This window comes from Amycolatopsis sp. TRM77291 (genome assembly GCF_054166285.1).
In genome coordinates, this window is record NZ_JBSZHF010000001.1 from 7,845,860 (window position 1) to 7,859,900 (window position 14,041).

Annotated in this window: 13 protein-coding genes; 5 read left to right on the forward strand and 8 right to left on the reverse strand. The window is 68.3% G+C overall.

Going from position 1 to position 14,041, the window contains the following annotated elements; genetic code table 11:
- Nucleotides 1-265: 265 nt before the first annotated feature.
- Nucleotides 266-1,708 carry a M1 family metallopeptidase gene (locus ACXIZN_RS36760; protein ID WP_457959455.1) on the reverse strand — a complete coding sequence of 481 codons (1,443 nt, stop codon included), beginning with the start codon at nucleotides 1,706-1,708 and terminating at the stop codon, nucleotides 266-268.
- On the opposite strand from ACXIZN_RS36760, the gene ACXIZN_RS36765 reads away from it, so the two are divergent.
- A complete protein-coding gene (locus tag ACXIZN_RS36765; RefSeq protein ID WP_457960691.1) occupies nucleotides 1,707-2,489 on the forward strand; it encodes an alpha/beta fold hydrolase in 783 nt (260 codons plus the stop codon). The two genes, ACXIZN_RS36760 and ACXIZN_RS36765, sit on opposite strands and share 2 nt — an antisense overlap.
- Here ACXIZN_RS36765 and ACXIZN_RS36770 read toward each other — a convergent pair.
- From ACXIZN_RS36770 to ACXIZN_RS36785, 4 genes are all read right to left on the reverse strand, one after another.
- Nucleotides 2,479-3,441, reverse strand: coding sequence for a peptidoglycan recognition protein family protein (locus ACXIZN_RS36770; RefSeq protein ID WP_457959456.1), 963 nt, complete (start codon nucleotides 3,439-3,441; stop codon nucleotides 2,479-2,481). The genes ACXIZN_RS36765 and ACXIZN_RS36770 overlap by 11 nt on opposite strands.
- 88 nt (nucleotides 3,442-3,529) lie before the next feature.
- On the reverse strand, nucleotides 3,530-4,405 hold the full coding sequence (locus tag ACXIZN_RS36775) for an A/G-specific adenine glycosylase (protein ID WP_457959457.1): 876 nt from the start codon (nucleotides 4,403-4,405) through the stop codon (nucleotides 3,530-3,532).
- Between the two features lie 18 nt (nucleotides 4,406-4,423).
- Nucleotides 4,424-4,915 carry a beta-class carbonic anhydrase gene (locus ACXIZN_RS36780; protein ID WP_034310136.1) on the reverse strand — a complete coding sequence of 164 codons (492 nt, stop codon included), beginning with the start codon at nucleotides 4,913-4,915 and terminating at the stop codon, nucleotides 4,424-4,426.
- Between the two features lie 51 nt (nucleotides 4,916-4,966).
- On the reverse strand, nucleotides 4,967-6,067 hold the full coding sequence (locus ACXIZN_RS36785; RefSeq protein WP_034310329.1) for a LacI family DNA-binding transcriptional regulator: 1,101 nt from the start codon (nucleotides 6,065-6,067) through the stop codon (nucleotides 4,967-4,969).
- A 200-nt stretch (nucleotides 6,068-6,267) separates the two neighbouring features.
- On the opposite strand from ACXIZN_RS36785, the gene ACXIZN_RS36790 reads away from it, so the two are divergent.
- The 3 genes from ACXIZN_RS36790 to ACXIZN_RS36800 all read left to right on the forward strand — a co-directional run bounded on the left by ACXIZN_RS36790 (nucleotide 6,268) and on the right by ACXIZN_RS36800 (nucleotide 9,089).
- Entirely contained in the window at nucleotides 6,268-7,200 is a 933-nt protein-coding gene (locus tag ACXIZN_RS36790) for a metal ABC transporter solute-binding protein, Zn/Mn family (RefSeq protein WP_457959458.1), read from the forward strand.
- Nucleotides 7,200-8,033, forward strand: a complete 834-nt coding sequence (locus ACXIZN_RS36795; RefSeq protein WP_457959459.1) for a metal ABC transporter ATP-binding protein — start codon at nucleotides 7,200-7,202, stop codon at nucleotides 8,031-8,033. The genes ACXIZN_RS36790 and ACXIZN_RS36795 overlap by 1 nt, the downstream gene beginning before the upstream one ends.
- 174 nt (nucleotides 8,034-8,207) lie before the next feature.
- Nucleotides 8,208-9,089 (forward strand): metal ABC transporter permease, encoded by an 882-nt coding sequence (locus ACXIZN_RS36800; RefSeq protein WP_126730193.1) that lies wholly within the window; start codon nucleotides 8,208-8,210, stop codon nucleotides 9,087-9,089.
- A gap of 90 nt (nucleotides 9,090-9,179) precedes the next feature.
- Here ACXIZN_RS36800 and ACXIZN_RS36805 read toward each other — a convergent pair whose 3' ends face one another.
- From ACXIZN_RS36805 to ACXIZN_RS36815, 3 genes are read right to left on the reverse strand one after another with little or no spacing between them, the layout of a single operon-like run.
- Nucleotides 9,180-10,403, reverse strand: a complete 1,224-nt coding sequence (locus tag ACXIZN_RS36805) for a DUF445 domain-containing protein (protein WP_457959460.1) — start codon at nucleotides 10,401-10,403, stop codon at nucleotides 9,180-9,182.
- Between the two features lie 50 nt (nucleotides 10,404-10,453).
- Nucleotides 10,454-11,680, reverse strand: a complete 1,227-nt coding sequence (locus ACXIZN_RS36810; RefSeq protein ID WP_457959461.1) for a DUF445 domain-containing protein — start codon at nucleotides 11,678-11,680, stop codon at nucleotides 10,454-10,456.
- Nucleotides 11,681-11,730: 50 nt separating this feature from the next.
- Complete coding sequence (locus tag ACXIZN_RS36815; RefSeq protein WP_457959462.1) at nucleotides 11,731-12,960, reverse strand: DUF445 domain-containing protein; 1,230 nt, start codon at nucleotides 12,958-12,960, stop codon at nucleotides 11,731-11,733.
- 123 nt (nucleotides 12,961-13,083) lie between these two features.
- On the opposite strand from ACXIZN_RS36815, the gene ACXIZN_RS36820 reads away from it, so the two are divergent.
- Nucleotides 13,084-14,037 carry a hypothetical protein gene (locus tag ACXIZN_RS36820; protein WP_457959463.1) on the forward strand — a complete coding sequence of 318 codons (954 nt, stop codon included), beginning with the start codon at nucleotides 13,084-13,086 and terminating at the stop codon, nucleotides 14,035-14,037.
- Nucleotides 14,038-14,041 lie beyond the last annotated feature (4 nt).

Consider the following 14,041-nt stretch of genomic DNA (forward strand, 5'->3'; position numbering starts at 1 on the left):
ACGCGCGCGAAGGCGACCGCGCCCACGCATTTAGAGGACTAAATGCGCCGGGTAGGTGGGGGTCGACCGCACCTCCCCNCCCGCGGGCCGTGTCGCGAAAGCCACTTTCGGGACGTCTGGTGTCCCGAAAGTGGCTTTCGCGACATCCAACGTCCGTGCCCACGCGCGCGAAGGCGACCGCGCCCACGCATTTAGAGGACTAAATGCGCCGGGTAGGTGGGGGTCGACCGCACCTCCCCGCATTTAGAGGACTGAACGCGGGGAGTCAGCCTCGCAGGGTGCCGGGCAGGAGTTCGGCGTCCGGCGGGATCGACGTGCCGTGGAACCACGCGTCGAAGAACGGCCGCAGGTCCTGCTCCGAAACCTTGATCGTGAACGCCTCGAAGTCCGCCCAGGAGGCGTTGGCGTTCCGATACGTCGCCGGCCACTCCTTCAGCAGGCGCGTGAACGCGACTTCGCCGATCTTCCGCCGCAGCGCGTGGATGGCCAGGATCCCCTTGTCGTAGACGCCGCGGAACTCCTGCCCGGTCCCCATGTCGACCAGTTTCGACTTCCAGAAATCCTGGCTGCCGCGCATGATCTCGAGGGCGGCGCGGTAGCGGTCGTCCAGGTTCTCGTGGTCCCGCGACTCCTGCCAGAGCCATTGCGCGTACGACGCGAGGCATTCGTTGAGGCAGATGTCGGACCACGATTTCAGCGTCACCGAATCGCCGAACCACTGGTGCGCGGTTTCGTGCACGACGGTGATCAGGTCGGCCCATTTCGCGTAGGTGGGCCTGGTCTGGGTCTCCAACGAGAAATGGATGTCCTCGTCGAGATAGATACCGCCCGCCGCGTCCACCGGGTACGGCCCGAACTTCGAGCTCAGGAAACCGATGATCTCCGGCAGCCGCCTGCCGGTGTCGCGCCGGTCCTCGGCGCCCGGCGCGTACGCGTTGACCACCGGCGTCCCGTCCGGGAGCGCCATCCGGTCGACGGTGAACTTGTCGATCGCCACCGTGGTCAGATACGACGCCACGGGCGTGCGCTCCTGCCAGGACGTCGTGGTCCAGCCGTTCGCCGAGGTCTTCTGGATCTCGCGCCCGTTCGAGATGACGGTCCAGCCGTCCGGCGTACGCGCGGCGAGGGTGAACATCGCCTTGTCACGCGGGGTCTCGTTGACGGGATACCAGAACGACGCCGAATGCGGCTCGCCGACGATGAACGCGCCGCCGTCCTTCGACTTCTGCCAGCCGTTCTCGCTGCCGCCCGCCTTGGGCGTCGCCGACGGGTCGCCGCCGTAGAGGACCTTCGTGCGGAATTCGGTCCCATTGCGGATCGGCTCGGCGGGCGTCACCACCAGCTCGAAGTCGCCTTCGCGTGCGAACTTCGCCGGTTTCCCGTCCACTTCGATGGATTGCACGGTCAAGCCGCGTAAGTCCAGGTTGTACCGATCGAGGTCCTGAGTCGCTTTCGCGATCACCGTGGTGTCGCCGTCGAGACGCCCTTTCGCGGGGTCGTAGGTGATCCCGACCTGGTACTCGGTCGCGTCATAGCCGCCGTTCCCGTCCATCGGGTAGTACGGATCGCCCGCGCCCGAAGCGCCCGGAGCCGGGTTCATCGGCGGCGGCGGTGGGGGCGCGGCCGGAGCGGGATCGGCGGTGCATCCGATAATCAGGGCGCAGACGGCCCCCATGACCAGACCGGCGGCGGGGACACGGCTGCGCATGGAGGGGAGCTTAGTGGTGATCCAGCGCGACGGGTTGATCACTTTCGGCGGCGACGGGCCGCCGATCGTCCTTCTGCACGGGCTGATGGGCAGGGCGACGACGTGGTGGCGGGTCGCGCGGAGGCTCCAGCCGTACGGGCGTGTCCACGGGCTCGACGCGCGAGGTCACGGACGCGGACCGCGCGGCGGGCCCTGGCGCACCGAGCAGTTCGCCGACGACGTCGCCGCGGTGCTGCGGAACTTCGACGAGCCCGCGGTCCTGATCGGGCATTCGATGGGCGGCCTGCACGCCTGGGTCACCGCGGCCACGCATCCCGGCCTCGTCCGCGCCGTGGTCTGCGAGGACTTCGCGCCGGACCAGCGCGGCCGGACCGTGGACACCTGGCGCGGGTACTTCGAATCGTGGCCGGTCCCGTTCCGCTCGCTGGCCCATGTGCGCGAGTTCTTCGGTGACACCGGCGACTACTTCATCGAATGCGTCGAGGAACGCGAAGACGGCTACCACCTGATCGCCTCGCTCCCGGACCTGTACGAGATCGCGGCCGAATGGGGCAGGCGCGACTTCTGGGAGTTCGTCGAACGCGTGAAATGCCCGTTGCTCGCGATCGAAGGCGAACGGACAGCGATGCCGCCCGGGCAGCAGGCCGAGCTGGCCGCACGCGTGCCCGGCGGCCTCGGACGGCACATCGTCGTCCAAGGCGCCGGGCACGTGGTGCACGACGAAGCGCCGGAAACCTACTTCGGCGCCGTGGAAGCTTTTCTCTCCGACGTCATCCGTTGAGTTGTGCTTTCAGCGCCCGGAGATCGGTGCCGGAGCCGGCGATGAGGGGCCAGACGTCGGAGCCGAGGAAGCCGGTCTCGTCGGTCGCCGCCGTCGCGCCGCAGGCGTCGCGCTCCAGCCCGTGCCGTGCCGCCACCGCCGCGACCGCGTCCTTTGTGGACTGTCCGAAAAGGCCATCGGTGGGAACGGCGAAACCGCGTGCCCGCAGGAGTTCCTGCGCCATCCGCACCCGCGGCCCGCTGTCGCCGGGTTTGAGCAGCGGCCACTCCGGCAGGTCCACCCTCGGCGACGAGGAGCCAAGCAGCTTCCCGACCTCGGCGCGCAGCTCCGGAAGCCGGTTGTAGAGCACGGTGCCCGGGCATTCGGTGGAGTTGAAGTCGCGGTGCCCCTTGATGAATTCCGGCGAGATCCCGTACTGCGAAGCCATGTACGCGACCAGCTTCACCAGCGAGTCCCAGAGCGCGGGCGTGACGTCCTCTGTGCTGTAGAGGCCTTCGTTCTCGATCCCGATGCAGGTGCTGTTGTTGTTGCCCACGTTCGCGCCAAGCACGTGCCGGGTGCCGCCGCGCAGAATCTCCAAGCTGCGGTGCCGCCCTTCGGTGATGTGCCCGCCGCGGCTGTTCGTGAACTGCTGGCCGGTGTCGATCCAGCCACGGGTGTCCATGTGGAAGTTCTGGATCGCCCGGGATGCCCAGAAGGCGTGTTCGAGGCTGTAGTCGGTGACGTTCCCCGGTTCGACCGTGTGGTGCACGACGATGTACGTCGGCTTGTGGTTCTGCACCTCGATCGTCCCGCTCGGCGGCCGCGCGTTCCACGCGGCCGTTCCGTGGATCTTGGGTTCTGTCACCCCGGACGCCGCGTCGGCGGCGGAAATCGTTGGTGTCCCCAGTAGCCCGACGGCGCTTGCCGTCAGGCCGCCCTTGAGCGCGGTACGTCGGTCGAAGTCGGCCACGGGCGTAACTCCCATCATGCGCGTTGGCCGGAAAACTAACCCGCCATCGCGCCGATGACAACCATTGACCAACTTTTGTCGTAATGCGTTAGTGTTCGCCGGGGAGTGCGAACAGACCGTCCTTGGTCTGTTCGAGCAGTCCGTCCACCAGCAGGGAGTCGAGGCAACGGTCGCGCTGGCCGGATTCGTGCCAGACGAGGTCGAGCCGCGCCTTCTCCACCGGGCCTTCGCTGCCGCGCAGGACGTCGAGCAGCAGCCCGCGCACCTGACGGTCGGTGCCGGCGAACTTCTGGACCTGCTTCGCGGGCCCGGCGTACGCGGGCCGTCCGGCGTGCTGCCACGCGCAGTCGTCGTAGATCGGGCAGTCCGCGCATCGCGGCGAACGGGCGGTGCAGACGAGCGCGCCGAGTTCCATCAGCGCGGCCGAAAGTTTCGCGGCGGGCGCGTCTTCCAGCGGCAGCAGGGCCTCGACGTCGGCCATGTCGCGGGTGTTCGACGGCGGCCCGGCATCACCCGCGCCGTGCACCGCCCTGGCCACCACGCGCCGGACATTCGTGTCGACCACCGGCGCCCGCTTGCCGTACGCGAAGGCCGCGACGGCGCGCGCGGTGTACGCGCCGATACCCGGCAACGCGAGCAGAGTGTCCACATCGGACGGAACGACGTCGCCGTGTTCGGCGGCGATGACGGCCGCCGCGGCGTGCAGCCGCAACGCGCGCCGCGGGTAACCGAGTTTGCCCCAGGCGCGCACGACCTCGCCCTGTGACGACGCCGCCAGCGCCGACGGCACCGGCCAGCGCGCCATCCATTCGAGCCAGATCGGCTGCACGCGCGCGACCGGTGTCTGCTGCAACATGATCTCGCTGACGAGCACACCCCAGGCGGTGCATTCCGGTTCACGCCAAGGGAGGTCGCGCCCCACCTCGTCGAACCACCCGGTCAGCACATCCGCGTCGACGCCCACCGGGCCAGCTTAAAACCCTTACGCGACCTCGGTCAGGCGGCCCAGCTTCACGTCGTAGACGAACCCGCGCACGTTGTCGGTGTGCGGGAGGAAGTCGCTGCGCCGGACACGCTGCACCGACCGGCGCACGCTGTCCTCCACCTCCCGGAACGCCTCGACCGACCACGTCGGGCGCAGTCCGCTGGCGGCTTCGAGTTCGTCCTTGAAGTCGTCTTCGGTGACCATGGAAAGGCCGCAGTCGGTGTGCTGCACGATCAGCACCTCGCGCGTGCCGAGCTTCCGCTGGCTGAGCGCGAGCGAGCGGATCATGTCGTCGGTGACGACCCCGCCCGCGTTGCGCAGGATGTGGGATTCGCCCTGGATCAGGCCGAAGATCTCGAACACCCGGATACGGGCGTCCATGCAGGTCAGGATCGCTACCTGGAGTGATGGCCTCGGAGACGAGCGGTCACCAGGAGTGACATCACCCAGCTCCTGGTTGCGCTTGAGCAGTACGTCGATTGAGGTCACGCGTTCATTGGAACCGACACGCCGGGGTAGAGCAACGCGAGCGGACGCAGATCACGGCCCGAACCAGCGTTCTTCGGCCGTTCGTGGCGGCGCCGACGTGCGGCCGACCCGCAGTTCCGTGTGCAGGGTGATCACCTTCGGCCCGACCCGGTCGGCCGAGCTGAGCAGCAGCTTGCCCGCCGCCTTGCCCTTTTCGAGCACCGGCTGGTGGACCGTGGTGAGCCCGGAGCGCTCGGCCTCGGTGATGCCGTCGAATCCGGTGACCGTCAGATCCTGCGGCACGCGCAGGCCCCGGCGCTCCGCCTCGGCCAGCGCGCCGAGGGCGAGGATGTCCGAGGTGCAGATCACCGCGGTCACCTGCGGATACGCGTCGAGCAGCTGACGCGCGGCCGACGCGCCGTCGTCCACCGTGTGGTCGAAGCGCTCGACCACCGGCACCGTCGCCCAGTCGACCCCGGCCGCCGAGAACGCGGCGGCCAGCGCCTCCAGCCGGATCCGCTGGACGTGGAAATGCGCGGCGCTCTGCCGCTGGATGGAGACGAAGTCGTCGTTGCGCTCGCGGGCCAGCCGCATGCACAGCACGCCGATCTGCCGGTGGCCGAGGGAGATGAGGTGTTCGGCCATAGCGGTGACCGCGGCCGCGTCGTCCGGGCCGACCCGGTCGACCCCGTCGACGCGCGGCTGGTCGACGATCACCGTCGGCACCGGGCGTTCCAGCACGGCGCCGAGATGCGGGTCGTCGTCGGGCACCGAGTAGACGACGAAACCGTCGACGCCGGCGCGGTGCACGGCCGCGACGTCCTCCCTGCCCGGGCTCGCCGGGACCAGGTGCAGGCCGACGCCCGCGTCCTCGCAGGCCAGCGCGAGCCCTTCGAGCACGCCGACGGCGGCGGGGTCGCGGAAGGCGTAGGAGAGGTTCTCGGTGAGCAAAAGACCGACAGCGCCGGCTTTGCGCGTCCGCAGTGAACGGGCCACCGGGTCCGGGCCCGGGTAGCCGAGGCGGCGTGCGGTCTCGAGGACGCGACGGCGCAGCTCAGGGGACAACTGGTCCGGTCGGTTGTAGGCGTTCGAGACGGTGGTCCTCGACACACCGAGCTCTGCGGCCAACGACGCCAGTGTCGCCTGCCTCCTGGTGCGGATAGGACGGCCCATCCGCAAACCGTAACGGTTCAGAACGTTTTGCAGAAGCATCACCCGACGTGTGGCAGGTCTCGATTCAGAGTGACCCTGGGTACAGCTCGGACCAGGACCGGAGGCGTCGTCATCCGGATGGGGTACAGTTGAATCTGACAACGGTTTCCATTACCCGGCATTGGGGACACCTGGCCAGGGCATCCGCAGGAGTGCAGTAAATGAATTCCCGCCGTACCAAGAGTGTTTTCGCGGCCGTGTCGGCCCTGGCCGTCTTCGCGCTCGGCGCGACGGCCTGCGCGTCGAGCGACAAGGCGTCGACGGGCACCGGTTCGCAGAACGCGTCCGCCGCGAACCCGGGCGGCGGCGAGAAGATCAAGGTCGTCGCCTCGACCGACGTCTGGGGCAGCGTCGTGACCGCCGTCGGCGGTGACAAGGTCGAGGTCACCTCGATCATCCACGACCCCTCGGCCGACCCGCACTCGTACGAGACCACCGCGAGCGACGCCGTCGCCGCGAAGAACGCGAAGCTGACGCTGTCCAACGGCGGTGGCTACGACGACTTCTTCTCCAAGCTGGCCGACCAGGCCACCGGCGCGCAGAAACTGGTCGCCGTCGACATCGCCGCGACCGGCAACGAGAACGAGCACGTCTGGTACAGCCTGCCGGGCGTCGAGAAGGTCGCCGACCAGGTCGCCGCGAAGCTCGGCGAGATCCAGCCCGCCTCGAAGGACGCCTTCACCGCCAACGCGACCGCGTTCAAGGGCAAGACGCAGGAGCTGCTGAAGAAGGTCTCGGGCCTGGGCGCCTCGAACGCGAAGGTCGTCGCCACCGAGCCCGTCGCGCACTACCTGCTCGACAGCGCGAAGGTCACCGACGCGACGCCGCCGGCCTTCGCCGAGGCCGTGGAAGCGGAGCAGGACGTGCCCGCCGCCGCGCTCAACGAGGTCAAGCAGCTGATCTCCGGCAAGCAGGTCAAGGCGCTGGTCAACAACGCGCAGACCACCACCCCGGTCACCCAGCAGGTCGTCGGCGACGCCAAGAACGCCGGTATCGCGGTCGTCGACGTCACCGAAACGCTGCCCCAGGGTGTGACCGACTACATTGCATGGATGACCAAGGAAGTGGACGCGCTGGCCGGAGCACTGAAGTAGTGACCTCCGTTCCCGCCGAAGCTCGCCCCGCGGTCCGTGTCCGCGGGGCGAGCCTCGCGTTCGGCACCAGGACCCTCTGGTCCGGGCTCGACCTCGACGTCGAGCCCGGCGAGTTCCTCGCCATCCTCGGGCCGAACGGCTCCGGGAAGAGCAGCCTGCTCAAGGTGCTGCTCGGCCAGCAGGGGCTGCCCGAGGGCACGGTCGAGATCGCGGGGCGGCGCCCCGGCGGGACGAACCGGCGGATCGGCTACATCCCGCAGCAGCGCGCCCTCGACGAGGGCCTGACGATGCGCGGGGTGGATCTGGTCGGCCTCGGCCTGGACGGGCACCGGTGGGGCACCGGGCTCTTCGGGATCTCGAAGCGGCGTCAGCTGGTGTCGCGGGCGATCGAGTCCGTCGGCGCGCAGGCGTACGCGAAGCAACCGGTCGGCCGGCTTTCCGGTGGCGAGCAGCAGCGGCTGCGCGTCGCCCAATCCCTGGTCGGCGACCCCGAGGTCCTGCTCTGCGACGAGCCGCTGCTCTCCCTCGACCTCGCGCACCAGCGCGCCGTCAGCGAACTGATCGACGAGCGGCGGCGCTCCGCCGGGACGGCCGTCCTGTTCGTCACCCACGAGATCAACCCGATCTTGTCCTATGTGGACCGGGTGCTGTATCTGGTGAACGGCCAGTTCCGGGTCGGCAAACCGGACGAGGTGATGAACTCGGAGACGCTGTCCGAGCTGTACGGCACCCGTATCGAGGTGCTGAAGGTCGGCGGGCAGATCCACGTCGCCGGTGCGCAGAGCGCGCTGTGCGAGGACGAACCCCACCACATCGACGAACAGGCCGGCTAGCACCGTGGTAGACGAAGTGAGGTCATTCGTGCGGCCTGAACCACACGTGGAACCCGCCCTGGCCGGAGGCCTCGGCATCGGGGCGGCAGGGCGCCTCGGCAGGCCGGCTCGACCGACGGCGCGAACTCGCGCCCTGGCGACGCGATCCCGGTCGCGGGTTCTTGGATAGACACCGTGGACAAGATGTTCGACTTCGCCCTGACCGGCGAACTCCTCGGTCTCGATTTCGTTCAGACGGCGTTGCTCGCGGCCGCCGTCCTCGGCCTGGTCGCCGGGGTGCTCGGCCCGCTGGTGGTCATGCGGCGGATGTCGTTCGCCGTGCACGGCACCGCCGAACTGGCCTTCACCGGCGCGGCAGGCGCGCTGCTGCTGGGGGTCGGCGTCGAACTCGGCGGCCTCGCGGGCGCGGTCATCGCCGCCCTGCTGATCGGGCTCCTCGGCGGCCGCGAGTCCGAACGCGACTCCGTGATCGGCGTGATCCTCGCCTTCGGCCTCGGCATGGGCGTCCTGCTGCTGTCGTTCTACGAAGGCCGCAGCGCCAACAAGTTCGGCATCCTGGTCGGGCAGATCATCACCATCGACTCGACCAACCTGAACCTGCTCGTCGGCGCATCGGTCGTCGTGCTGGTGGTGCTCGCGGTGATCTACCGGCCGCTGCTGTTCGCCACGGTCGACCCGGCGGTCGCGACCGCGCGCGGCGTGCCGGTGCGGCTGCTGTCGCTGATCTTCGCGGTGCTGGTCGGGATCTCGAGCGCGCTCGGCGTGCAGATCGTCGGCGCGCTGCTGGTGGTCTCGCTGATGGTGACCCCGGCCGCGGCGGCCGCGCGGGTCACGGCGAGCCCGTGGAAGGCGACCGTGCTGTCGATCGTGTTCGCGGAGATCGCCGCGCTCGGCGGGATCATCCTTTCGCTGGCGCCGGGGAAGCCGGTGAGCGCCTTCGTCACGACGATCTCGTTCGTGATCTACCTCGTCTGCCGTCTCATCGCGTGGCTGCGCGGGCGTTCGTCGCGGGTCCGCGTCGAGCCGACGGCGGTGGCACAGCCCGCCGTCCCCTAGCGGATCGGGTGCTCACGCCCAAATCGCGTTTAGCCCGCTAAACGCAGGTGCGCGCGGACCTGCGTTTAGCGGGCTAAACGCGATCCGGCGTCAGTGGAGCATCAGGAGGACCTGGAGCTCGCCGACCACGAAACCGATGACCCCGCCCACCGCGATGAGCTTCCACTCGTCCTGCCGGAACGCGGGCCTCAGCAGCCCCTCGAACTCCAGCGGGGTCAGCCCGAGCATCCGCCGCTCGACGATCTTCGCGACGTCCATCGCCTCGGTCAGGTAGCCCTCGGCGTGGCGGATCGTCGGCGGCAGCCGCTCCAGCGCCTTCCGCGCGGCCGCCTGTTTGATCTCCTGCAGCCGCTGCCCGCCGACGGCCATCGCGACCACCGGTTTCGCGACGCTCGCCTGTTCGTCGACGGCCCGCGCCACGAGCCGCTCGACCAGCGCGTACAGCCGATCCGACCGAGGCCCCCGCAGGACGGCGTCGAGCAGGTTCGGCACGGTGAGGATCTCGTTCGCGATCATCTCGCCGTACTGATGCGCGACCTCGGCCCGCCGCCGCTGGAACTTGCCCTGCAGGACCACCCGGCCGAACCGCACCGGCTCACGCGGCACGAAGATCAGCTTGATCGCGAGCCAGTCGGTGAACAGCCCGATGCAGCCGCCGAAGATCGGCAACACCCACGGTTCCTTCGTCAGCGCCCAGACGAACGCCTGCACGATGCCGAGCCCGAAGCCGAAGTAGATCCCCGTGCGCGCGATGAACGCCATCTCCGGCCGCGACGTCTCGCGGATCAGCCGGACGAGCAGCTTCTTGTCCCTGGTGAGCCGCTGCACGGTCATATGCTGGAAGTCGAGCACCTCGTCGAGGTTCTCGGTCATCTCCGCCATGAACTCGCGCACCAGCCGCGGCGTCGACGCCTGGACCTGCTTGATCAGCAGCTCCTGCGCCATCGTCGGCATGACCTCCCAAAGCCTGGGATGGTGCTTTTCGAGCACTTCGCGGGCGACGTCGTCCACGGCCCGCAGCAGCGGCTGCTCGATCTCGCGCGTGATGATCGCCGGGTCGATCCGCCGCAGGACCTCCTTGACGTCCAGCAGGTTCGACGTCAGCAGCTCGGTCGCGACGGCGGCCATCCGCCCGCCGTGTTTGGGCACCACGCCCTGCCAGCCGAGGAACGGTTTGATCCCGACGAACTCGAGCGGTTTGAACATCATCTCGATGGCGACGCGTTTGGTGACGTAGCCGATCAGCGCGGCGACGAACGGGATCGCGGCGTACAGCCACCAGTGCCGGGCGAGGTCGTCCAGGACCGCGTCCACTCGACCTCCTCGCATCGCTCAGGGAAGGGGGAAACGGTATCGGGTGGCCGTCAGTGAAGCAGCAGAAGCACCTGAAGTTCACCGACGAGGCCCCCGATCACCGCGCCGACGGCGATCAGCTTCCACTCGTCCTGCCGGAACGCCGGGCGCGGCAACTGCTCGAATTCGAGCGGGTTCAGCCGCCGCATCCTGTCCACAATGGTGTTCCGGACGTCGAGCGCGTTGACCGCGTAGCTCTCGGCGTGGCGGATCGTCTCCGGGATCCGTGCCGCCGCCTTCGCCGCCGCCGTCTGCTTCATCTCTTGGAACCGCCTGCTCCCGACGGCCAGCGCGACGAACGGCTTCACGACGCTCGCCTGTGCGTCGATCGTCCGCTGCACCTCGCGGGTGATCATCGTGAACAGCTTGTCCGACTTCGGCCCGCTCAGCACGGCTTCGAGCAGGTTGGGGATGGTGATGATCTCGCGCGCGATCATGTCACCGTAGTCGGCGGAGACCTGGTCCTTGCGCTTCTGGAAGACGCCTTGCCAGGTGTAGAAGCCGAAGAACCGCTTCGGCTCCCGCGGCAGGAAGATCATCTTCAGGGCGATCCAGTCGGTGAACCAGCCGATGCCGATCCCGAACAGCGGCAGCACGATCGGCGACTTCGTCAGCGCCCACACCAGCAGCTGCACACAGCCGAGCGAGAACCCGAACACGATCCCCGACCGCGCGATGAACCGCATCTCCGGCCGTGAGATGTCGCGGATCAGCCGGTTCAGCAAGGCCTTGTCGCGCACCAGGTTCGTCACGACCATGTGCTTGAGGTCGAGTACGTCCTCGATGTTCTCCGCGATCTCGCCCATGATCTTCGTGATCGCGCGCGGCGCCTCGGCCTGCACCCGTTTGAGCAGCAACTGCTGGGCGGTGTTCGGGAGCACTTCCCAGAGCCTTGGCTGGTACTGCTCCATCACCTCGCGGGTGACGTCCTCGACGATCCGCAGGAGCGGCTGCTCGATCTCCTTCGCCACCTGGGCCGGGTCGAGCCTGGCGAAGATCTCCTTCGGGTCGACGAGGTTGGTCGTCAGCATTTCGGTGGCGGTCGCGGCCATCCGCTCGGCGTTGGCCGGCAGCACCCCCTGCCAGCCGAGGAACGGCTTCACGCCGACGAATTCGACCGGTTTGAACATCATCTCGATGGCGACGCGTTTGGTGACGTAGCCGATCAGCGCGGCGATGAACGGCATGCTGACGTACACCGGCCAGTGCTCGCCGAGATCGGCGATGACGGCGTCCACTTTCCAGCCCCTCCCGCGTCGCGCTTGAGGGGCAACCTAGCCGCCTGTCCTCAATGGAGGAGTAGCAGGACCTGAAGTTCACCCACGAGCCCGCCGATCACCGCGCCGACCGCGATCAGCTTCCATTCGTCCTGCTGGAAGGCGGGACGGAGGATCCCCTCGAACTCGAGCGGGGTCAACTGCTGCATCTTCGTGACGATGGTGTTGCGGACGTCGAGCGCGTCAGTGGCGTAGCTCTCCACGTGTTTCACCGTTTCGGGGAGATACGCGATGGCCTTCTCCGCCGCGGCCTTCTTCATCTCCTGGTACTGGACCCCGCCGACGGTCAGCGCCACCAAGGGTTTCGCGATGCTCGCCTGCGCGTCGATGGTGCGCTGCACCTCGCGGGTGATCATCGCGAACAGCTTGTCCGACTTGGGCCCGGTGAGCACGGCCTCCATCACGTTCCGCACGGTGAGCACCTCGTCCGCGATCAGCGCGCCGTAGTCCTTGGCGACCGCCTGGCGACGTTTCTGGAACATGCCCTGCCAGCTGAAGAACAGGAACCGGCGCGGCTCGCGCGGGTAGAAGATCATCTTCAGGGCCAGCCAGTCCGTGACGAAGCCCGTGACGAAACCGAAGATCGGCATGATCAACGGCTGCTTCGTCAGCGCCCACACGACGAACTGGACCAGGCCGATGACAAAACCGAACCAGATACCGGACCGGGCGATGAACCGGAGTTCCGGGGTCGCGACCTCCTTGATCAGGCGGCAGGTCAGCGATTTGTCGCGGACCATCGCGTTGATCAGCATCTCGTTGACGTCGAGGACCTCGTCGATGTTCGCCGACACCTCGCGCATCAGCCTCGCGACGACCTTCGGCGCCTGCGCGCGCACCTGGTCGACCAGCATGCGCTGCGCCCGGGTCGGCAGCAGTTCCCACAGCCTGGGCTGGTACTGCTCCATGACCTCGCGGGTGACGTCTTCGACGGCCTTGAGTAGCGGCTCCTCGAGTTCCTTGACCACCTCCTCGGGATCGAGCCGGGAAAAGATCTCCTGCGGATCGACGAGGTTCTTGGTCAGCAGGTCGACGGCGGTGGTCGCCATCCGGCGCGAGTTGGCCGGGATGACCCCCTGCCAGCCGAGGAAGGGTTTGATCCCGACGAACTCCAGCGGCCGGAACATCATCTCGATGGCGACGCGTTTCGTGATGTACCCGATCAGCGCGGCGATGAAGGGCATCGTGGCGTAGACGTGCCAATGCTCGCGGATGTCTTCGAGGATCGCCGAGATGTCCAACCAGGCCTCCTCTGCTTACGAGCCGTCAACAAAGCAGGATGCCATGTGATCGCCCTGCCGTACGCCGAGTGCAGCCGTTTGGCGGTACTGCCGCACGGGTCCCCGCTCATTAAGGTGGCCGCCATGGTCGCTCCTGAGAAGACGGCGCCTCAGGCGCCCTCAGCGAAATCGTCCCAGTTCGCGGGCGCTGTCCGCGGTTACGACAAGCGTCAGGTCGACGAGCGTCTCGCCGAGCTGGCGGCCGAAATCAAGCAGGCCTCACGCAGCCGCGACGAGGCCGTGGCGACCGCCGGTGAGCTCACCAAGGCGCTCGGCCACGCCCAGAAGGAACTGGACGAGACCAAGGCCGCCCTCGTGCGGATGAGTTCGAGCCCGTCCGGCGCCGGCGCGATGGCCGAACGCGTCCGCATGATGATGCAGCTCGCCGAGGAGGAGATCGCCGACCTCAAGGCCGCCGCCGAAGCGGACGCCAAGTCGGCACGGGCCGAAGCCGACAAGTACGCCCACGAAACCCAGCGTGCGATCGACAAGGCCGCCAAGGACGCGCAGGCGGAGCGGGAGAAACTGCTCGCGGACGCCAAGGCCGAGATCGAACGGCTGAACTCCGAGGCGGCGCAGAAGCGCAAGGAACTGGACATGGAGAGCGTCCGGACCCGCGCCGCGGCGGACAAGAAGGCCGAGGAGGCATCGGCCGCTCGCCGCGCGGAGGCGGAGAAGGCGTCCGCGGACAAGATCGCGGAAGCCGACCGGGTGTCCGCGGCCAAACGCGCCGAAGCCGAACGGATCTCGGCGGAGAAGATCGCCAAGGCGGAGAAGGCTTCGGCGGAGGACATCGCCGCGAAGCAGGAGCAGGTCGCGGAGGCCCTCGCCGACGCGAAGACCCAGCAGGCCGAAGCTCAGCAGGCGAGGAAGCTCGCGCTGGAACTCCGGTCGAAGGTCGCCGACCGGCTTTCCGCCACGGACGTCGCCGTCCAGGAGGCCATCCGGCTGCTGGCTCCCGCTCCTGAGGCCGCCGAGGCGCCCAAGCCCGCACCGAAGCCGGCTCCTGACAAGACCAACGGCCCACGTCCTTCCTGATCTC